This window comes from Enterococcus wangshanyuanii (assembly GCF_002197645.1).
GTDB classification, from domain to species: domain Bacteria; phylum Bacillota; class Bacilli; order Lactobacillales; family Enterococcaceae; genus Enterococcus_L; species Enterococcus_L wangshanyuanii.
The window spans coordinates 1,648,112-1,667,477 of record NZ_CP021874.1; the positions used below are offsets into that span (position 1 = coordinate 1,648,112).

Annotated in this window: 22 protein-coding genes; 3 read left to right on the top strand and 19 right to left on the bottom strand. The window is 37.6% G+C overall.

Translation table 11 applies throughout. The annotated features are described in order from the left end of the window. Window positions 1-32: 32 nt before the first annotated feature. The 5 genes from CC204_RS07980 to CC204_RS08000 all read right to left on the bottom strand — a co-directional run bounded on the left by CC204_RS07980 (window position 33) and on the right by CC204_RS08000 (window position 4,411). Entirely contained in the window at window positions 33-1,907 is a 1,875-nt protein-coding gene (locus tag CC204_RS07980) for a peptidoglycan D,D-transpeptidase FtsI family protein (RefSeq protein ID WP_088269708.1), read from the bottom strand. Continuing rightward, complete coding sequence (gene ftsL, locus CC204_RS07985) at window positions 1,907-2,308, bottom strand: cell division protein FtsL (RefSeq protein ID WP_087641025.1); 402 nt, start codon at window positions 2,306-2,308, stop codon at window positions 1,907-1,909. The genes CC204_RS07980 and ftsL overlap by 1 nt, the downstream gene beginning before the upstream one ends. Window positions 2,309-2,324: 16 nt before the next feature. After that, window positions 2,325-3,284, bottom strand: a complete 960-nt coding sequence (gene rsmH / locus CC204_RS07990; RefSeq protein ID WP_162288334.1) for a 16S rRNA (cytosine(1402)-N(4))-methyltransferase RsmH — start codon at window positions 3,282-3,284, stop codon at window positions 2,325-2,327. Window positions 3,285-3,297: 13 nt separating this feature from the next. Continuing rightward, window positions 3,298-3,729, bottom strand: coding sequence for a division/cell wall cluster transcriptional repressor MraZ (gene mraZ / locus CC204_RS07995; protein WP_088269709.1), 432 nt, complete (start codon window positions 3,727-3,729; stop codon window positions 3,298-3,300). A 310-nt stretch (window positions 3,730-4,039) separates the two neighbouring features. Next, a complete protein-coding gene (locus CC204_RS08000; RefSeq protein WP_088269710.1) occupies window positions 4,040-4,411 on the bottom strand; it encodes a DUF3397 domain-containing protein in 372 nt (123 codons plus the stop codon). 184 nt (window positions 4,412-4,595) lie between these two features. Here CC204_RS08000 and CC204_RS08005 point away from each other — a divergent pair, with 184 nt between their 5' ends. Continuing rightward, a complete protein-coding gene (locus CC204_RS08005) occupies window positions 4,596-5,552 on the top strand; it encodes a magnesium transporter CorA family protein (RefSeq protein ID WP_088269711.1) in 957 nt (318 codons plus the stop codon). A gap of 71 nt (window positions 5,553-5,623) precedes the next feature. After that, window positions 5,624-5,737: a DUF4044 domain-containing protein gene (locus CC204_RS08010; protein WP_088269712.1), complete on the top strand. Its 114-nt coding sequence runs from the start codon at window positions 5,624-5,626 to the stop codon at window positions 5,735-5,737. Between the two features lie 140 nt (window positions 5,738-5,877). Here the strand turns inward: CC204_RS08010 and recN are convergent, their stop codons facing one another. The 10 genes from recN to CC204_RS08060 all read right to left on the bottom strand — a co-directional run bounded on the left by recN (window position 5,878) and on the right by CC204_RS08060 (window position 14,641). Then, window positions 5,878-7,569 carry a DNA repair protein RecN gene (recN, locus tag CC204_RS08015; protein ID WP_088269713.1) on the bottom strand — a complete coding sequence of 564 codons (1,692 nt, stop codon included), beginning with the start codon at window positions 7,567-7,569 and terminating at the stop codon, window positions 5,878-5,880. Window positions 7,570-7,586: 17 nt separating this feature from the next. After that, window positions 7,587-8,036, bottom strand: a complete 450-nt coding sequence (locus CC204_RS08020) for an arginine repressor (RefSeq protein ID WP_088269714.1) — start codon at window positions 8,034-8,036, stop codon at window positions 7,587-7,589. Between the two features lie 184 nt (window positions 8,037-8,220). Further along, window positions 8,221-9,036 (bottom strand): TlyA family RNA methyltransferase, encoded by an 816-nt coding sequence (locus tag CC204_RS08025; protein ID WP_088269715.1) that lies wholly within the window; start codon window positions 9,034-9,036, stop codon window positions 8,221-8,223. 13 nt (window positions 9,037-9,049) lie between these two features. Beyond that, window positions 9,050-9,940, bottom strand: a complete 891-nt coding sequence (locus tag CC204_RS08030; protein WP_088269716.1) for a polyprenyl synthetase family protein — start codon at window positions 9,938-9,940, stop codon at window positions 9,050-9,052. Continuing rightward, on the bottom strand, window positions 9,940-10,179 hold the full coding sequence (locus tag CC204_RS08035) for an exodeoxyribonuclease VII small subunit (protein WP_088269717.1): 240 nt from the start codon (window positions 10,177-10,179) through the stop codon (window positions 9,940-9,942). The genes CC204_RS08030 and CC204_RS08035 overlap by 1 nt, the downstream gene beginning before the upstream one ends. 1 nt (window position 10,180) lies before the next feature. Beyond that, window positions 10,181-11,527, bottom strand: a complete 1,347-nt coding sequence (gene xseA, locus CC204_RS08040) for an exodeoxyribonuclease VII large subunit (protein ID WP_088269718.1) — start codon at window positions 11,525-11,527, stop codon at window positions 10,181-10,183. 9 nt (window positions 11,528-11,536) lie between these two features. Beyond that, window positions 11,537-12,382, bottom strand: a complete 846-nt coding sequence (locus CC204_RS08045; RefSeq protein ID WP_088269719.1) for a bifunctional methylenetetrahydrofolate dehydrogenase/methenyltetrahydrofolate cyclohydrolase — start codon at window positions 12,380-12,382, stop codon at window positions 11,537-11,539. A gap of 176 nt (window positions 12,383-12,558) precedes the next feature. After that, a complete protein-coding gene (nusB, locus tag CC204_RS08050) occupies window positions 12,559-13,005 on the bottom strand; it encodes a transcription antitermination factor NusB (RefSeq protein WP_087641014.1) in 447 nt (148 codons plus the stop codon). Further along, complete coding sequence (locus CC204_RS08055) at window positions 12,998-13,423, bottom strand: Asp23/Gls24 family envelope stress response protein (RefSeq protein ID WP_088269720.1); 426 nt, start codon at window positions 13,421-13,423, stop codon at window positions 12,998-13,000. The genes nusB and CC204_RS08055 overlap by 8 nt, the downstream gene beginning before the upstream one ends. A 153-nt stretch (window positions 13,424-13,576) precedes the next feature. After that, window positions 13,577-14,641, bottom strand: coding sequence for a M24 family metallopeptidase (locus CC204_RS08060; RefSeq protein ID WP_088269721.1), 1,065 nt, complete (start codon window positions 14,639-14,641; stop codon window positions 13,577-13,579). Between the two features lie 236 nt (window positions 14,642-14,877). Here CC204_RS08060 and CC204_RS08065 point away from each other — a divergent pair, with 236 nt between their 5' ends. Continuing rightward, window positions 14,878-15,690 (top strand): metallophosphoesterase, encoded by an 813-nt coding sequence (locus tag CC204_RS08065; RefSeq protein ID WP_088269722.1) that lies wholly within the window; start codon window positions 14,878-14,880, stop codon window positions 15,688-15,690. Between the two features lie 344 nt (window positions 15,691-16,034). Here the strand turns inward: CC204_RS08065 and CC204_RS21375 are convergent, their stop codons facing one another. From CC204_RS21375 to CC204_RS08085, 4 genes are all read right to left on the bottom strand, one after another. After that, a complete protein-coding gene (locus CC204_RS21375) occupies window positions 16,035-16,184 on the bottom strand; it encodes a hypothetical protein (protein ID WP_088269723.1) in 150 nt (49 codons plus the stop codon). Window positions 16,185-16,356: 172 nt separating this feature from the next. Beyond that, window positions 16,357-16,761 (bottom strand): pyridoxamine 5'-phosphate oxidase family protein, encoded by a 405-nt coding sequence (locus CC204_RS08075; RefSeq protein WP_088269724.1) that lies wholly within the window; start codon window positions 16,759-16,761, stop codon window positions 16,357-16,359. A gap of 124 nt (window positions 16,762-16,885) precedes the next feature. Then, on the bottom strand, window positions 16,886-17,356 hold the full coding sequence (locus CC204_RS08080) for a DUF2798 domain-containing protein (protein ID WP_088269725.1): 471 nt from the start codon (window positions 17,354-17,356) through the stop codon (window positions 16,886-16,888). Window positions 17,357-17,489: 133 nt separating this feature from the next. Next, on the bottom strand, window positions 17,490-19,247 hold the full coding sequence (locus tag CC204_RS08085) for a hypothetical protein (RefSeq protein ID WP_088269726.1): 1,758 nt from the start codon (window positions 19,245-19,247) through the stop codon (window positions 17,490-17,492). Window positions 19,248-19,366: the final 119 nt, after the last annotated feature.

A 19,366-nucleotide genomic window follows, 5' to 3' on the forward strand; every position in this document is an offset into this window, starting at 1 on the left:
CTCTTTTTATGTTACCCAGCATTTTTAACTAATTATTTTTCAGTTTCAACTGTTCCAGTTGATTGACTATCTGCAGAATCCATCACAACTTTCATCAATGGATTAGCAATTTTTGCAAGTGCTTCTCTTGTATATGTTTGAGGTTTTTTCATCGTTAAATATAAAATGTATTCCGGATTGTCAGCAGGGACCATTTCGACAACAGAATAGGTGTAGTCAGTCAAACCAGCCATATAGCCATTTTCACCAGTGATTTGAGCCGTTCCTGTTTTAGCAGCAACATGATAGCCTGGTACAGTATAAACATCATAGGCAATTCCATACGTTGGATCTTCCACTGTATCTACCATATATGTCCGAATATCGCTTGCCGCCTGAGGTGTGACAACTTGTTGTCCAACTTTTTCCGGCTGTGTGACTTTTTCATCACCAGTGTTTTTATCAACGATTTTACTTATATATTGAGGTTTTAACATTGAACCATCATTAGCAATAGCAGTAAAAGCCTGCATCATTTGAAAATTAGTTACGTCAACTGCTTGACCAAATGAAGACATCGCCTGATCGACCCAGTTATCTCCTGGAAGGCTTCCGGCAGATTCACCCGCCAAACCAGAATTTGTTGACTTTCCAAACCCAAATTTTTCTAAATATGATTTCCACTTTTCGCCGCCCATACTTTGTTCTAGCGTCAACATCCCAACATTACTTGACCAAGAGATAGCCTGACGGAAAGTTAATGTACCGATCGCACCAAAATCATGATCGTTTACCGTACGGTCATCCAGCTTATAGCCACCAGCCGGATAAGCAAACGTTGCATTTGGATTAAATTTCCCATCTTGAATCGCTGCTGCTGCAGTAAATAGTTTCATCGTAGATCCAGGTTCAAATTTATCCTCAACTAAAAGGTTACGCCAGATAGCATCCTTGCCTAAACCTTCTTTGGTTTCAGGATTGAATGATGGTCGTTGTGACATAGCAATGATTTCGCCAGTCTTAGCTTTCATCAACATTGCAGTCATTTCCTCAGGTTTATATTCTTCTAAAACGGGATCCATAAGTGTTTCCAATTGACTTTGGATCCGCATATCTAAGGTTGTGTAGATATCTTTTCCATCAACTGCTTTTTTCTCACTGGCGATCGTTCCTGGAAGTGGATTGCCATAGACGTCTTTTTTATAATCGATTTTGCCGTCTTTCCCGCTTAAAATATCATTATATGATTCTTCTAACCCCATTTTTCCAATCAGACCCTTCGCATCGTCGTCTGCATCTGCTGCATCCGTATATCCGATAAAATGAGAGGCAAATACGCCATTAGGATAAATCCGAGCTGGGTGACCTTCAAAATAAAGACCCGCGAGTTTTTTCTCTTTTAATTCATCTTCAATTTTTTGTCTTGTTTCTAATGTGATGTTTTTCCCTTTGGAACCGAATTCGACTTGGAATTTCACCGTGCCATCTTCATTAACACCTGCATTCAAATATTTCAATGCTTCATCTTTACTAAGCTCCGTGTTTCTATCCAAAATATCAGCTAGTGCATCAAAATCTTTCTTTTGGGCATATAGCTTTTTGTTTTCTTCACCTAAATATGTTTCAGATAAAATAGCATAAACCGAGTATGATGTAGCATCTTCTGCGATCACTTCACCATTCCGATCTAAAATAGCCCCTCTTTTGGCTTTCACTACACTACTTCCTTGGTAGAGGTCAGCTGTTTTTTCAGGCAGCGAAACACCCGCTACTTTTCCCACAGCGACGATATACGTCAATCTAAAGGCAAATAAAAAGAACAATCCAATACTCGTAGCAAATAAAATAATGCCTACTTTTTTACGATTGTTCATTGGATTTAAGTTCTTCTTTTTGACAAAATTCTTTATTTTATTTTTCATACTCATTATTTCACGTTCCTTATATTATCAAGGTTATCTGAAAGTCCTTTGCTCTTTGCGACATCCTTGATCCGATCTGCTTTTGATAATTCATTTTTTTGTTGCTCTAATTTCAAAGCAGACTCTTCTTTTTCTTGGATCGTCGCTTGCGTTTCAGTGATTTCATTCGTCATTTGTGTAATAGATGTACGTACTTGAATGGTGAGAACTGCTATACCAATAATCGCTACTAACAACAAAAAGCCGATGGTCTTTTCTAAGAGTGAGATATTTCTCAGCTTCCTTTTCGGAGATTGGGGCAAGTTTGGATTTTTTTGAATTTTTGGTTCATGTTCAACCTCTACGATTGGCTCATCCATTACTGGAACATCGTATTGAAAATCATCCAGTCTTTTTAACTCAGCCATCTCGGTACCCCTTCCTCTAATTGTTTGATTTTGCCTTTTCGGCAATTCTTAGTTTTGCACTTCTTGAGCGATTATTTTCCGCCAATTCAGTCTCACCTGGTAAAATTGGCTTTCTTGTGATTACTTTTAGTTCTGGTTGAAACTCTTCCGGCACGACTGGGATTCCCGGAGGTAGATCTTGTATCGTGCTGTACTCTTTAAACATCGTCTTAACGATGCGGTCTTCTAAAGAGTGAAACGTAATCACACTGATTCGACCATTTTTATTTAATAAAGCAATTGCTTGCTCCAATGACTCTTCTACAACACTCAATTCATCATTCACAGCAATTCGAATCGCTTGAAAAATCCGTTTTGCAGGATGACCGCCTTTTCTTCTGGCTGGTGCCGGAATGGCTGCCTTGATGATTTCTACCAACTCACCAGTTGTTTGGATCGGTTCTTTTGCACGAACACGTTCAATTTCTCTGGCTACTTGTTTTGAAAATTTTTCTTCGCCGTAACGGAAGAAGATTTTCACTAATTCATTATAACTATATTCATTAACTACATTATATGCAGATAATTCCGCTTCTTGATCCATCCTCATATCGAGAGGTGCATCTTGGTGATAGCTGAATCCTCGTTCGGCTTCATCTAACTGAGGTGATGAAACACCTAAGTCGTATAAAATCCCGTCAACGTGGTCAATACCTTGTTCAGCTAATTTTTCTTTCAAATGTCGAAAATTCGACTTGATAAAAGTCACCATACCTTTATCAACATATTGTCTTAATCGTTGTGCTGCAAAATCCAACGCATTTTGATCTTGATCGAATGCATACAAGTGACCTTGTTCACTCAACTTAGAAAGTAAGTATTCGCTATGACCTGCGCCACCTAATGTACAATCGACATAGATGCCGTCTTCTTTCACTTGTAAACCGTCTACTGTCTCTTTTAATAAAACAGTATAATGCTGAAAGTCTTTCGTCATAATGCTCCTCTTCCTAAAAACCAAAATCAATCATTGTTTCTGCAATTTCATCAAAATTCTCTTCAGCTTTTGTAGAAAATTCTTGCCAGCGGGCTTCATCCCAAATCTCGATTCGATTTGAAACACCGATGATGACACAAGCTTTTTCTAAACTGCCATGTGTTCTGAGTGCAGCAGGAATATTTATCCTTCCCTGCTTATCGATCTCACATTCTGTTGCAGCCGAATAAAAAAAGCGGACAAATGTACGGGCATCTTTTTTAGCCAGAGGCATTTCTTTCAACTTTTCCTCTAGTTGCTCCCATTCGGACATTGGATAACCAAATAAACAGCCATCCATCCCTCTTGTGACTACAAATTTCTCGCCGAGTTGGTCGCGAAATTTAGCAGGTACGATGAGTCGGCCTTTGGCATCTATATTATGTTGAAATTCACCCATAAACATAGCCAATATTCCCCACTTTTCCACTTGATAGAAACAGTCTACCACATCCTACCACTTTCTACCACCAAAAACGTAGAATCTTCTTCCATTTAATTGTTATTTAAAAGTTTTGTAATATTACAAAATGAAGAAGAATTTTTCAAAAAACGCTCTCATCGCCTATAAAACAGTATTTCAAAGATCAGTTTACACATTTCCACCACTCTTCGTTCTCATAAAATTATTACAGAAATTGTTAGTGGTGGAAAGTGGAGGGAAATGTTCATTTCCCCCACGCAATGACATACCATCCATTTTCATCAAAAAGGATTTATGCAAGATAATGAACGATATTCAACAGAATCAATAATGCATACAAAATCAAGCTTAAAAGAAAGACTAAACGCCAAAACATTTTAAAATATCTGCCGTATAAAATCTCTCCATAATAGTATGCCTGAAAAACAGCAACACATATCCCCAAAAGTAATACAGAAATGACCATATATGGCACAATCGATTGCCCATAGCTGTCTTTTGACAGCTCGTTTAATCCTATGAATAAAAATGGAATTGAAATATCTGGTGCTTTTACTTTATAGCGCTCCGTCAATGAGAACGTTGAAATAATAAAATTACACGCAAATAAAACAATTACTGGAAATACATACCAAAAAAGCATAATGACTGAAAACGACACCATTTCCTACACAATTCCTTTCGTAACACACTTAGTTAACTATACTTCATCTTCTTTACATTGATGTTTCATTTCGTTTAAAAATTCATGCCTAAATAATACTAAATGACAAGGGTTTTATTCCCCAAAAATAGACAAACTCGATTATAATGGAGCTAACGAACTCTCGAAAGAATGAGGTGAGCTTTTGATCAACTATTTAACTTTGAAAGATGGACATTTTGCCCCATCACATACAGATACAGAAGATACCGTTTGGTTAGCGGTTGAACGGCCGACCGAAGAGGAAGTCAATTATTTAACAACGACCTACAAGCTTCCTAAAGATTATATCACAGGAGTGCTGGATGATGATGAAAATTCTCGTTTTGAGGGTCTTCATCAAAACAAATTAGAAGAACCTGCGCTTATGTTACTCCAATACCCGCATGCAACAATCAGTCCCAGCGGCTACACACAGCTAGATACTTTTCCTTTTGCTGTGATTTTGACAACAAGTGGAAAGATAATCACGGTCATCAATAAATCAGCTGACTTTCTTCAAAAGGCACTGTCTACAACTTTGCCTGATAGTACCTTACCGATTCAAGAATCACTGATTCTATATTTATCTTGGCACATTTCAACTTACTATAATCGTTGCTTAAAAGACTTAATTCAAGAGACAAACAAATTAGAAGGAGAATTGAAGGTTTCTACGGAGAACAGTCAACTCTATCAAATTATGGATATACAAAAAAGTCTCGTTTATTTTGAATCTGCGATCGATTCTAACTTAGAAGTGTTAAATAGACTTTATACAGCTAGAATTTTCAATGATCCGAGAGCGCATTTACCTCATCTGCATGACATTCTCGTGGAAACAAAACAGGCAGCTACAACGACGAAGATCCAGTTGAAACTTGTTGATAAAATCAGCGATACGTTTTCAGCTATCGTTTCAAATAACCTGAATAATGTAATGAAAATACTCACTTCTCTTACGATCGTCTTAACGATCCCAACGATCATTGGCGGTGTCTTCGGAATGAATGTTAAATTACCTTTCGCCAATCGGGAGGATGCTTTTTTCTGGATTGCTGTTGTAACTACCGCAACGTGTATTTTTGTCATTTACAGGCTGAAAAAACGAAACCTTTTGTAAAATTTCCTGTTGCTGATTTTATGAAAAGGTTGTACACTATAGAAAGCAAACTATAAGGATGTGTATAATCAGTGAACAATAAAAAAACCAGTACTTTTTCTAAAGTAACTAAAATCGTTGTTTGGTTGATGCTGATTGCCATTGCCGGATCAACTATTTTGACGGCTATCATGAGCTTAAAATAATCGACTATATAAACAATTATGGAGACATGTGGCCACTGAACTATTCGTGCTTGTCTCCCTTTTTTTGATTTTAATAAAGAAAAAACTCTTTGTTTATCTATTTTTCATAGATAACTAAAGAGTTTTTTTCTTTATCGATACTAATTGCTACGTTCTTTTCCAGCCATATTCAGCAATTCTTTCGCATGTTCCACTGTAAGCTTCGTGATTTCACTACCTGAAAGCATACGAGCAATCTCAGTTACACGTTCTTTTTGAGCTAAACGTCGTACCTTTGTCTCCGTCCGTTCACCGATGATTTCTTTTTCGATAAAATATTGATAGTCGGCAACTGCTGCAACTTGAGGCAGATGCGTGATACATAATACTTGAGAATTTTCAGAGATTTGATGGATTTTATCTGCGATCGCTTGGGCTACACGTCCACTAACTCCTGTGTCTACTTCATCAAAAACAATACTCGTGATCCCTTGTGATTTTGAAAAAATCGTTTTTAAAGCGAGCATCACACGAGAAAGTTCTCCTCCAGAAGCAACTCTGACCAAAGGTTTTAGTGGTTCACCTGGGTTTGTTGTAATATAAAATTCAACCTGATCCAACCCTTCTTCTGTAAACTGTTCATCCGGTAACTCAAAAAAGCGAATATCAAATTCTGTTCTTTCCATATATAATTCTTTTAATTCTTTTAAGATATCTTTTTCTAGTTTTTTCGCAACTTGTTTTCGGATCTCACGAAGCTTCAAGCCATTTTCGATCACTTGGGCTTTCTTTTCCACTAAAAGACTCTCTAATTCACCAGTTCGTCCTTCAAGAAAATCCGCATCCGCCAGCTCGCGAGTAATTTCATGGTAATACTCAAGGATCGATTCAATCGATTCCCCATATTTCCTTTTCATTTGACGAATCAGTTCAAGGCGCATTTCTACTTCATTCAAGCGATCTTCATCAAGTTCTAAACTATCGATATGCCGTGCCAAATCACCGCTAGCTTCCTGTAATAGATAATAACTATTTTGGACGGTTTCTGATAATGCTTTGTATTCCGAATCGAGCGTTTCAATAGAAGAAAGTTCATTCATGGCATACCCGATTTTATCTAGACTGCTGTCTCCTTCACCGTTGATCGCTTCGTGGCTAGCTGCTAAAGCATCTGCTATCTTTTGAAAATTCCCCAGCTTGTTCCGTTCTTCCATCAGTAGCTCTTCTTCGCCTACTACAAATTGAGCTGCTTCGATCTCATCGCTTTGAAACTGCAGCATATCCATGCGCTGAGCAAATTCTTTTTCATTTTTCTGACGGCTTCGCACTTTCTTTTCGATCATCCGATACTCAGAATAGATTTCCTCATACTGCTCTTTGATTTTCAACAATTCTTTATCACCGAAATCATCCAACATCCCTAGATGCTTTTCACTTTGCATCAATTCCTGATGCTCGTTTTGCCCATGGATATCTACTAGAAATTCACCCACTTTACGTAAATTAGCGATATTGACGATACGGCCATTGACGCGGCAAACATTTTTTCCAGAAGCGGAAATATCTCGTTGAATCACCAGCGAATCTTCATCCGTTTCGATTCCTAATTCTTCTAATAGGTTGATCAGCTCTTGATTTTTCGGCATCGTAAAGAGTCCTTCAAGCACACATTTTGATGCCCCTTGACGAATATAGTCACTTGATCCGCGGCCACCAGTCAATAAGCCCATCGCATCAATAATAATCGATTTACCTGCGCCTGTTTCACCTGTTAAAACGGTCATTCCCATTTGAAATTCCAGTTGTAGAGAAGAAATGATCGCAAAATTCTGTACAGAAAGCTCCTGCAGCATATTCGTTCACCTCACGTTTAAATATATTGGAAAAATTCAGCTTTTAAATACTCGGCATTTTTTTCAGTCCGTGCAATGATCAATACACTATCATCATCATTGATTGCAGCAAAAACAATGTCCTTGTAGTGCTTTTCGATCAAGTTAGAAACTGCCGCAGCATTCCCTGGTATAGTACGCAAAATAACCTGCTTATCCATCTGATCGACAGAAATAAACGCATCTTTCATCAATTTCTCTAATTTTTGAGCCATATCTTCTTGGGTTTGGATCGGGACACTATAACGATAGCCGCCTTCTGCTGAAGGGACTTTGATCAATTTCATTTCTTTGATATCACGGGAAATCGTCGCTTGAGTCACTTCGACTCCTTTTTCCTGCAATAAATTCACAAAATCCTCTTGCTTTTGAATATTTTTATCTGCTAATAAACGAGTAATCAGACGATGCCGATCTTTTTTCCTCATAATAATAGGCTCCTTTACAAATCCATTTCCATTTTATCATAGCGTATTTTCAGGCATTTTGAAAGTCTAAAAGCAGTTGTTCCAATCCGTAGAATTACCGGCTTAGTAAAAGACTACAACCAAAAACTGCGGTTTTAACTATTTCAGTTAAACCGCAATCAATCATAAATATTCTATTTTTTGCTTATTTCTTTAGCTTATTATGGGCAGCTGCAACTGTTTCATCGATATCGACCGAGTCTACTATGCCACCTTCTCCTTCAACAGATGTCAAGTAAGCTAAAAATTCGATATTTCCTTCGCCGCCTGTAATCGGCGAATAGTCTAAGCCACTGATCGTATAGCCATGCTCTTGAGCGAACGATAAAATATCGTTCAGAACAAGCTTATGTGTCTCCGGCTCACGTACGATCCCTTTTTTACCGACCAATTCTTTCCCTGCTTCGAATTGAGGTTTGATCAACGCCACGACCTGACCCCCTGGTTTTAAAATTGCATGCAATGGCGGTAATATCAGCTTGAGTGAGATAAACGAAACATCGATCGTTGCAAGATCCGGAACCCCTTCTTTAAAATCATCAGGCGTACTATAACGGAAGTTGGTCCGCTCCATCACCACCACTCGCTCGTCTTGACGAATTTTCCAGGCAAGCTGATTATACCCTACATCCAAAGCATAGCTTAAACGAGCACCGTTTTGTAACCCGACATCTGTAAAACCGCCAGTCGATGCTCCAATATCCAGCATTGTCTGACCGGCTACGTCAATGTCGAAAACTTTTAGAGCTTTTTCTAATTTCAATCCTCCGCGTGATACGTAAGGTAACGTTTGGCCTTTGACTTGAAGCGGAGTTTCCACTGAAATTTTTTCGCCAGGTTTATCTAGCCGTTCATTCTTATCGTTATAAACTAAACCAGCCATCACCGCACGTTTGGCTTTTTCTCTTGTTTCAAATAATCCTTGGTTAAACGCTAAGCTGTCTACGCGCTCTTTTTTCATAAGTGCCTTCTTTCTATGATAAATGCAGTTGATTTAAAAATTCTTGTAAGAATGCTGGTTGAAATTCACTGCTGATTTCTTTTACAGATTCTAAAGTTTTCGTTCCTAATGTCAGCTGTTCTACTAATGCAGCTTTTGCACCTTCTAGACCAAGCAGACTTGGGTAAGTACTTTTATTTAAAGCTTCATCACGTCCAACTTGTTTGCCTAACTCAGCTTCCGAACTTGTCGCATCAAGTAAATCATCTTTGATCTGAAAAGCTAACCCTAGATGCTTAGCGAAAATGCCTAATAAATCAACGACTTCTTCCGGCTGTTCAGCTAAAATCCCGCCAGCTAAAAGAGCAAATTCGATCAACGCTCCTGTTTTCTTTTCGTGAACATTCGCTAGTTCAGCCAAAGTCAAAGAACGTTTTTCTCCTTGAAGATCCCCAGCCTGACCAGCAACCATGCCTTGTGTTCCAGCAGCTTTGCTCAAAAGCTGGATCAATAGTACTTTTTGATCTGACTGGATCTGACTGAGTGATACAAGCTGAAAAGCAGCTGTCAACAATCCATCCCCCGCTAGAATAGCATGCGCTTCACCAAATACTTTATGATTCGTCGGCTTTCCACGACGCAAATCATCATCATCCATTGCAGGCAAATCATCATGAATCAACGAATACGTATGAATCATTTCTAATGCCGCAGCAATTTGATAATCGTATGTTTTCGGGTAACGATCAAATGAATGAAGTACAGCTAAAACTAATAGTGGACGGAATCGTTTCCCGCCAGCATGAATCGAATATAGCATCGCTTCTTTCAATTGTTCATTCGACGTGTACTGATTGATAAAATCTTCCATTTCCTTTTCGATAAGCGGTAAACTTTGCTTACGGAAACTGGTGAAATCTTCCATCAAGCTTCCCCGCCTTCTTCGAATGGAACTTCTTCATTATTTTCTGTCATCACTTTTGTTAAGGTCTTTTCAGCCTTTTGCAAGGTATCCTGACACTGTTTACTCAATGCCATTCCTTCTTGGAAAGCTGCTAAAGCTTCTTCCAAGGGAACATCACCGCGCTCTAAGCGCTGAACGATTTCTTCTAATTCGGTTAATGATTCTTCAAAAGTTTTTTCGACTGTTTTTTCTTTCGCCATTTTATTGCTCCTCTTCCACGGGTAAAACCTTTTCTACCACCGTATCTACGACTCCATCAACATAATGGATCTGGATTTTTTCTTTTGGTTTTAGTTCAGTGACCGATTTGATCACTTGCTGTTCTTTCGTTGTATAGCTATAGCCACGACCCATGATTTTTAAAGGACTTAATAGATCTAGCTGTTGCACAGCAGAGCTAAATTGCTTTTGTTTGTCTTTCATGTACTGTTCCATGCGATTATGCAAGGATTCGTCCAAAAATTTTAATTGCTGCTGTCCTTCTCTGATCTGACTTTGAGGACTTTGTTGTCTGAACTGACCTATGATTTCTTGCGCTGTCCGTTGTTTTTGATGATAAACAGTTTCCATCGACTGAATCAAACGTTGCGTGATTCGGTCTAACTTGATGGTTTGTCCTTCATATAAACGATCCGGCTGTTTGAAGACATACGAATTTTTTAAACGCTGATAGCGATCAGTCTTTTGCTTCAATTGGTAAATAAAGCTTTGTTCTAAACGTGTTTGGCGATCGTTGATTTTCAATAATTCTTCATTTAAAACCGGAACCGCTAATTCTGCCGCCGCAGTTGGTGTCGCAGCACGAACGTCTGCAACCATATCCGCGATCGTCACGTCCGTTTCATGCCCGACAGAAGAAATGATCGGCGTTTTCGCCTGATAAATCGCCCTGGCCACCCGTTCTTCATTAAAAGGCCACAGATCCTCAATAGAACCACCGCCTCGACCCATGATCATTGTATCAAAAGTACCTAATTCTTCCACTCGTTGAATATTCCGTACAATATCATCTGCTGCTTGGTCTCCTTGGACTAACGTAGGAAAAAGAACCAGCTGAGCAATCGGATATCTTCTTTTCACCGTTGTAATAATATCTCGAATAACTGCCCCGCTAGGACTAGTGATCACTGCAATTCGTTTAGGATAACGAGGCAGCATTTTTTTAGGTCCTTCAAATAAGCCTTCTTTTCCTAGTTTTTCACGTAATTCGGCTAATGCCTGATACAGCGCGCCAACACCATCGGGCTCCATATGTTCAACATAAATTTGATACGAGCCGCCATTTTCATATAGAGATACGCGACCGACAACTAAGACCTTCATTCCTTCTTTAGGTTGAAACTTCAGCTTTTGAAAGGCTGATTTAAACATAATTGCAGAAATTTTTGCACCATCATCTTTTAAGCTAAAATATTGATGGGCGTTTGGCCGTAAGCGAAAGTTAGAAATTTCTCCTGTTAAATATACTCGTTCCAAGTATGGATCAGCATCGAATTTACGTTTTAAATATTTGGTTAAAGCTGTGACTGTTAAATATTGCTGTTCCATCTTCTCACCTTACTTTTGTTTTTTAGCAGCCTCGACTGTTTGATACATCAGCATCGTGATCGTCATCGGACCAACACCTTTTGGTACAGGCGTGATATAGCTGGCGATCTCTGAGACTTCATCAAATTTCACATCACCGATCAGCTTCCCGTTTTCATCGCGGTTCATGCCCACATCAATGACGACTGCACCAGGCTTCACGAACTCTTTTGTCACGAAATGGCCGCGACCGATCGCAACAACAAGAATATCTGCTTCTCTGGTAACAGCCGGTAAATCTACAGTTCTAGAATGAGCGATCGTCACAGTCGCATTTTTCATCATCATTAACTGAGCCATCGGTTTACCAACGATATTACTCCGTCCGATCACTACTGCTCGTTTCCCTTCTAAGTCGATATTATAGGCTTCAAACATTTTCATGATGCCGTAAGGCGTACATGGAACCATTGTCGGCTCACCGATAAATAAGTGTCCCATGTTCATTGGATGAAAGCCATCAACATCTTTGTTCGAATCAACAGCAAGTAAGACTTTTTCTTCATCGATATGTTTTGGTAACGGTAACTGAACCAAAATACCATGAAATTCGGGATCTTGATTGTAGCGTTCGATCACCTCAAGTAACTCAGCTTCTGAAATCGTTTCAGGCAAACGTTCGATTTTTGAACGAATCCCGATTTTAGCTGCTGCTAAATCTTTGTTCTTCACATACGTTTGACTCGCTGGATTTTCACCGACCAACAACACGACTAAACCCGGTTTAATGCCCTTTTTTTCAAGTTCTGTTACTTCTTCTTTGATTTGCGCCTGCATTTTGTCTGCTAATTCACGACCGTTGATTAACTCTCCCATGAGATCACTCCTCTTTTTTTGTTTGTATTGTTTCATTTTAGCATAGATTAGGGAGTCTTTACACTGTATAATCTTGTCTGTTATCTGATTTATGTACAAAAAAAATGACTAAGAGCAACTCTCTGAGCCATCCTTAGTCATTTTAAATTTTATTCGTTAAAGGAAACGAACGCTTCTTACTCTTCAAGATCCTTCATGACATTTGACAGTACGCCATTGACAAATTTTCTTGAGCGGTCATCACTAAATTTTTTGGTTAATTCAATTGCTTCATTCAATGCTACTGTATTAGGCACATCTCCTGCATAGATCATTTCAAAAATAGCCATACGTAGAATGATCAAGTCCATTTTAGCGATCCTATTGATCGTCCAATTCGTACCTAAATGTTTCTTAATGACCTCATCTAACTCTGATTTACGGTCACAGACGCCACCAACCAATAAATCTAGATAAGTTGGAACAAATTCTTCCCCATCTTCGCTGATGATATCACGGTTATCTAATTCTAAAGCATAATAAATCGCATCTTGTTTCGTCAAATCGATATTAAAATCCAAAGGAAATAAAGCTTGTAGTGCTTTTTCACGAATCTCATGACGAGTAAAGCTCGGCTTACTCATTTTCTCCCTCTTCCTCTGGGAATAATTCATCGAAATCTGGCTCAGGAAGCTTTTCAGGAACGACTGCCACTACATGGATATTTACTTCGACTAAATCGATATCAGTCATAAACAATACTTGCTGTTTTACACGATCCTGCATCTCTAAGGCAACTTTCGGTACAGAGATCCCGTAATTCAAGTAGCAATAAATATCGACTTTCAAGCCTTCTTCTTCCGCTCTTAAAAAGACACCTTTGCCGTGAGCAGCACGACCAAGGAACTCTGTTACATTATTAGCAAATGTTCCGCGCATGCCATATACGCCATCAACTTTAGAAGCTGCAATACCAATAATGACTTCAATTACTTCTGGTGCGATCACGATTTCACCTAAAGCATCTTTTGTATTAATCACTAGATTTTTTTCGTCAGTCATTTTTATCCTCCTCAATAGTTATGTTCGAGAAACTTTCCTTCTATTTTCAAGCTTTCGTCCATATACCTATCTAAGTTTACATTCACACCTAGTTTATCATTAAATGATCGTTTTCGCTACCAAAAAAAGAGTCAGGAAAACGTGTTCTACAAATTATAAAATAATCAATTCTTTCGGTGAATGTGTCAATACACGATTGCCGTCTTTCGTGATCAGTAGATCATCTTCGATTCTGACACCGCCAAGTCCTGGTAAATAAATCCCAGGCTCATCTGTGATCACATTCCCTGCCACGAATTGTTTCTCTGCTCTAAATGAAACATTAGGTCCTTCGTGGATCTCTAAACCAATTCCGTGTCCTGTACTATGACCAAAAGCTTCTCCATAACCATAAGAAGCAATATGATCACGAGCGATCGCATCCAGTTGAATACCTGTCAATCCCGGTCTTGCTTCATCTAACACTTTCAATTGTGCTTCTAAAACGATTTGATAGATCTCTTTCAACTTAGGATCAGGTTCACCAATTGAAAACGTTCTTGTCATATCAGAAACATAGCCTTGGTAGTAGCAGCCAAAATCTAACGTGATCAAATCACCCTTTTCAATGATTTTTTCACTGGCAACGCCATGTGGCATAGCCGAACGCACCCCACTGGCAACGATCGTTTCAAATGAAACGTCAGTTGCTCCTAATGAACGCATATAAAAATCCAATTGATTGGCGATCTCAATTTCTGTCATCCCTGGTTTGATGACTGTTAAAATATGTTTGAAGCCAAGATCAGCAATGCTACATGCTTTCTCAATGATCGCAATCTCTTCTTCATCCTTCACTTCACGTAGTTCTTCGATCAAACCAGCTACTGGAACTAATTCACACGGGGTGATTTCTTCCAGCACACTATATTCAGCAAAGCTGACAAATAACTCTTCAAAAGCGATATTTTTCAGCTGTTCTTTTTCTGCAATCGCAACAACCTCATCAAAGATCGGCCCTGCATTTTGAACGATTTCGTAGCCTTGTGCTTGTGCTGCCGCTTGCTCTGTATAACGAAAATCTGTGACAAAAAATGCTTTGTCTAATGTGATCACTGCTAATCCTGTAGTTCCTGTAAAGTTTGTTAAATACCGTAGATTATACGCGCTGGTGATTAAAAAGGCATCTAGATTGTTTTCCTTCATTAGAGTTCTTAATTTATTTACTCTGCTCATCATTGTTTTTCCTTCTTTCTTTATAGCATCCTCTTCAATTGTAGCAAATTTTCACTTTGTTTGTTACCTATTCGGTTCAATTTAGGGAATCTTTTTATTTTAGTTTTAATCCGGAAAAATTAATTTATCTAAAAGAAAATTTAACCTCTAAGTTATTCTAAAACTTCCACTCTACACTACATTCTTTACTATTCTTTAAGATAATTTTGATACACTTTGTACAGAAAGCGAGGTAATCAATGAAAAAACGATCTATATTCTTTCTCGTCCTATTTTTAGCAATTATTGGTATGATCTTCTATGCCTTTTTGATAGAACCAAAACGAATCGTCACTCACAACTATACACTCGGAAATAATCAAGGACAAAAACCAGTCAAAGTTGTTCAACTTTCGGATATACATATTCAAAAAAACTATCCAACGACTCAGCTTGAAAAAATTGTTACAAAGGTGAATCAGGAAAAGCCGGATATCATTTTATTTACTGGTGATCTATTTGATAATTATGCAACGTACGGACCTGCTGAAGAAGTCACAGCTGCCTTAAGTCGATTAACTGCTCCGCTAGGAAAATTCGCTGTTTGGGGCAATCATGATTATGGCGGCGGAGCCTCTCGTGTTTACCCGGAAATATTAGCTGCAGCTGGTTTTCAATTATTGGAAAATACAGGGATCAACGTTGCTAATGCAGATGGAAAAAATATTTTTATCAGTGGTTTAGATGATTCTTTATTAGGAAACTCTTCTATTGAAGAAGCTTTGAGCAACCGTCAAAGCGATTACACGATTTTACTTAGTCATGAACCAGATGTAGCTGATCAATTAGTGGATCAAAATATCCAGCTGATTTTGTCCGGTCACAGTCATGGCGGACAAATCAATATTCCTTTTCTAACGATCAAAAATGTTATGGCAGAAAAGTATTTTAGCGGTTTTTACAATCTAACAGGTGACACAACGCTATATGTCAATACAGGATTAGGAACAACGAAAATACCTGCCCGTTTTAGAGTACCACCGGAAATTGCTGTATTTGATTTGTATATTTAAAAAAAGTAGAGAGCAAGACAAAACTGATTTTCAGTTTTGTCTTGCTCTCTAAAATCGAATAAACGGTGAAAAAAGCAACTACTACGCTATGCTTCGATCACATCAGCTAACGCATAAAGTTTCACTATCGTTCAAAGAACAAAGTGAAACTAGCAAAATTCCAAGTGCTAAAGCCCTAAGAGTTGGAGGCTTCGAAATAAGCCGAAATTGCTGTAAAACACAGCGAGGAACAAGTTGATGCTTTCTCGTCAAAGACTCGTCGCAGATAAACAGTCTTGCACAGTACCTACTCGATTCTCGGAACTAAACACTTTTGTTTCAGCCTCTATCTTTTTCCTGTTTATTTATCTAGAAAATTCTTTGACTCGTCCACCAATTTTATTGGCAAATTTTTCTGCATAATTTTTATCAACAAAGACTCGTGCTCGATTTTTATCTCTTGTACGTTGTCCGTCTTTACTAATATATCCATGTAATACTTTTACAGCGTACATTGCCATCCCTCCTTCTTATTGCTCTTCCTGATAATATAATCACTATACCTTAGAAAGCTTAACGAAAGCATAAATTGGTTCGAATATTTTATGAAGAGTTATTAAGAAAAAAGAAAAAAAGCCTCAAGCAAAAAATGCTCAGACTTATTCCTTTTCATTGATCATTGATTCATTAAACAATGATATCTTTTGTTTTTTTATCCATATGGATTCTTGCTGTCCAAGTTTCAAAGGTCACTAAGACTGGTGTTTGATGATTCAGTTCTTTTTGATAATCAGATAATTTAGAGGCGATCTCATCATTAGAATCTAATTCTTCAACAGAAAATTTTCCTTTTAGCAACAAGCTTTCATGGGCAATTTCTTCATAGCAACAAACAGACCCATTGGGGTTACAACGAATATTTTTGACTGTTTCTCCTTCCCCATCCAAATAAAATTGTAATTTCAACAATCCTTCTCTCCATAAGGGTGTAGATACGGTAATCACTGTTGGAAATTCCCTTTTATCGATGGTCGCAAGTAAAAATACTTTACTGGAATTTAGTAATCTCACAATTCGTTCATGTATCTCCATTTCTAAAGGCCTCCTCTTTTATCGCTATTCACTCAATTATAGCAACTATCTGCTATTTTTGAAAAGCTAAACCCTTTTGAAAGCATTTTAGGAGATACATTTTCTGCTTATTTTCCACTACAAATCAATTGATCGTTTCTTGACTCAACCAATCTCTTTGACGGCTTTTCTTCAAAATCAAGCGGCATATAGGACCAACAATCAATAGTTGCAACGGTAGGGCCATTACTAAATTCTGCCTAAACGCTCCTATATAGTTGCTAAAAAATTCTTCTGTAAAACCAGTTTGAATCACGACACCGTAAATGGACATGAAAAAGACCATTCCGAACACCATACAACTAGAAACAGCAACAATCATATGAAGCTGTTTTTCTCTATTGATCGGTAAAGCAAAAGCAACTTTTTTTGCGGTATTCGCCACAATGAACACGTCGACTAAAAAAGCCACTAGAAAACCGGGAATTAACCCACCCACTAGATGGCTCCATGACAATTGATCGTGCAACAGCAAATTATAAAGACTCATTGAAAACACCATGGAAAAACAGACAATCGTTGTAAAAAATAAACTTTCTTTTTTTGTTTTCGGCATACATACACTCCTCTTTTTTTCATAACAGAGATTATGCTACCATAAAAAAAAGTTTCTCGTAAGTATTTTTTATCTTCTCAATAAAAAATACTCTAATAGCCCAAAGAACAATTTAGACTACTAGAGTTTTATTTTACTTCTTATTTTTGAGAGAAAGCCTCATAAAAGTTTTCACGCCATAAATCAACAAAGCTAACAAGGATAAAACCTTAATAACTATAGATATTTTGAAGATAATACTAGGATCATATCCTACAACAACTGTATTTTCACCTTTAGGAGCTTTTATGATCAGGCTGCCAATATTAGAAACTTCATAATCTGCTTTTGATAGCTTTTTACCATTTAACTCTACGGAAGTCCGGTTGTAGATAATTACTGGAAGTAAGTTCTTATCATTTGGCAACTTATTCTCCCACGTTAATTCTATCCGGTTGTCAGATGTTATTTTTCGTGTCAAATTCACTTCATTTTGGAGAATTTCTTCTGCATAAGTTCCGTATGTCTTAAATTGTTCGTCAGTATATCTTGGCAAATAATCAGCTGTTGATTTATCAACAGCTTTAAAAGCAGTTCCTAAAGGATTATTCCCCCCAAAAGCTTGTCGAATTTTTTCCGGATCATTTTCAAGAATAGTTGCTGCTTTGTCTTTGATAGGTTGTTCCGAGCTCCAAGCATCTGAGCTTGAAGAAATTTGTAAATTAATGTTATTACAGCTGATAAGGGCTAGTGTAGCAAAGAAAATCATAACGATTCGCTGAACTGTTTGATTGGTTATGGATGAATCTTCACTCATTCTCTGCATTCTAATTGCCCAACCTAATAACAATAAGATACACGCTACGCAGACAAATCTTTGAGGAAACTGCATCGACTGAATAAACGTAAATCGAGCTGCAATACTATTCCAAGGAACGAATTTTGAAGAAAGGAATAAAAAGAAAATTCCTACTGAATTAAGTAATCGTTCAAAATGAGAAAGTTGCTTCCAAAAGACACCTGTTGAAACTGCCTGAAAAATGAACAAGAAAGAAAAAATCAAACCAAGCGTTGCCCATCCAGGCATCCCAATTGAAAAAGAAGTGCTATTGGCCATCATATCCTTAACCGCATAAGGGCTAATTAAGTTGTCACTTGATAAATCATATATAGCACCAAACGTGTTAGTAGAAAGCAAGACAGCAATCAAAATAGCTAACAATGTATCTTTGATCATAGCTAGTTTATTTCTACAAGTAAAGAAAGTATATATATAAAAAGGAATCAAAGCCAATACTGCCAATACCGTTGAAAATAAATGAACAGAAAGCAGTAATGCTATCGGTAGACCCAATAACAAAGGTTTGATCGGTCGTTCTTTATTTTGGGACATATAGACTACTGGAAGAAAAGCCAGTGGTAAAAAAGCTGCTCCCCAACCGGAAAAGTTTGTTACTAATGCATAATAAGCAATCGTTGAGGTCGACATATAAAAGATAGCAGCTACTAGAGAATAAGAATGCTTAACTTTTGCGTAGCGCGCCAAACTATACATTGAGATTCCACTGACAAAAAAACATAAAAATGATGAAACTAATTGAAACTTGAACCAGGTACCAAAAATAGTCAATAGAATTGCTTGTATAAAAGCAAAATCCATGCCATACATCGCATTGACGATTCTACCAGACTGAGCAAAACCATATAAAGATTGAAAGTAATTAAAATGACCTGTCTTCAATTGTTGACTCAAGTCATAAAAACGATTCATATGGAATATAAAATCATTAGAGATAATCAATGCATGTTTATATAATTGAGGAGAAAGTATCAGAAAAGATAATAACCCAATAATAATAATTGCTTGAAGAATTTGTTTTTTCGAGTGTTTAATTGACGATAACTTGAACATTTCATAGCCTCCGTTTAACGTTTATACCAAACAAATCTATCATACCATAAAGCTTTTTCTTCTCCTAGTGAAGAATGAAGTGAATGAGTTTATTCTTACATACATAGATTGGAAAGGAT

What these genes read in the sequence shown, in the direction of transcription:
- CC204_RS08075 (WP_088269724.1), bottom strand. Translation starts at nt 16,761, where the DNA reads ATGGAGATACATGAACGAATTGTGAGATTACTAAATTCCAGTAAAGTA.
- nusB (WP_087641014.1), bottom strand. Translation starts at nt 13,005, where the DNA reads ATGAGTAAGCCGAGCTTTACTCGTCATGAGATTCGTGAAAAAGCACTA.
- CC204_RS08020 (WP_088269714.1), bottom strand. Translation starts at nt 8,036, where the DNA reads ATGAGGAAAAAAGATCGGCATCGTCTGATTACTCGTTTATTAGCAGAT.
- CC204_RS07980 (WP_088269708.1), bottom strand. Translation starts at nt 1,907, where the DNA reads ATGAGTATGAAAAATAAAATAAAGAATTTTGTCAAAAAGAAGAACTTA.
- CC204_RS08025 (WP_088269715.1), bottom strand. Translation starts at nt 9,036, where the DNA reads ATGAAAAAAGAGCGCGTAGACAGCTTAGCGTTTAACCAAGGATTATTT.
- CC204_RS21375 (WP_088269723.1), bottom strand. Translation starts at nt 16,184, where the DNA reads ATGTACGCTGTAAAAGTATTACATGGATATATTAGTAAAGACGGACAA.
- CC204_RS08045 (WP_088269719.1), bottom strand. Translation starts at nt 12,382, where the DNA reads ATGGGAGAGTTAATCAACGGTCGTGAATTAGCAGACAAAATGCAGGCG.
- CC204_RS08065 (WP_088269722.1), top strand. Translation starts at nt 14,878, where the DNA reads ATGAAAAAACGATCTATATTCTTTCTCGTCCTATTTTTAGCAATTATT.
- xseA (WP_088269718.1), bottom strand. Translation starts at nt 11,527, where the DNA reads ATGGAACAGCAATATTTAACAGTCACAGCTTTAACCAAATATTTAAAA.
- CC204_RS08030 (WP_088269716.1), bottom strand. Translation starts at nt 9,940, where the DNA reads ATGGAAGATTTCACCAGTTTCCGTAAGCAAAGTTTACCGCTTATCGAA.
- CC204_RS08055 (WP_088269720.1), bottom strand. Translation starts at nt 13,423, where the DNA reads ATGACTGACGAAAAAAATCTAGTGATTAATACAAAAGATGCTTTAGGT.
- CC204_RS08060 (WP_088269721.1), bottom strand. Translation starts at nt 14,641, where the DNA reads ATGATGAGCAGAGTAAATAAATTAAGAACTCTAATGAAGGAAAACAAT.
- CC204_RS08085 (WP_088269726.1), bottom strand. Translation starts at nt 19,247, where the DNA reads ATGTTCAAGTTATCGTCAATTAAACACTCGAAAAAACAAATTCTTCAA.
- CC204_RS08000 (WP_088269710.1), bottom strand. Translation starts at nt 4,411, where the DNA reads ATGGTGTCGTTTTCAGTCATTATGCTTTTTTGGTATGTATTTCCAGTA.
- ftsL (WP_087641025.1), bottom strand. Translation starts at nt 2,308, where the DNA reads ATGGCTGAGTTAAAAAGACTGGATGATTTTCAATACGATGTTCCAGTA.
- CC204_RS08080 (WP_088269725.1), bottom strand. Translation starts at nt 17,356, where the DNA reads ATGCCGAAAACAAAAAAAGAAAGTTTATTTTTTACAACGATTGTCTGT.
- mraZ (WP_088269709.1), bottom strand. Translation starts at nt 3,729, where the DNA reads ATGTTTATGGGTGAATTTCAACATAATATAGATGCCAAAGGCCGACTC.
- rsmH (WP_162288334.1), bottom strand. Translation starts at nt 3,284, where the DNA reads ATGACGAAAGACTTTCAGCATTATACTGTTTTATTAAAAGAGACAGTA.
- CC204_RS08035 (WP_088269717.1), bottom strand. Translation starts at nt 10,179, where the DNA reads ATGGCGAAAGAAAAAACAGTCGAAAAAACTTTTGAAGAATCATTAACC.
- recN (WP_088269713.1), bottom strand. Translation starts at nt 7,569, where the DNA reads ATGCTGCAGGAGCTTTCTGTACAGAATTTTGCGATCATTTCTTCTCTA.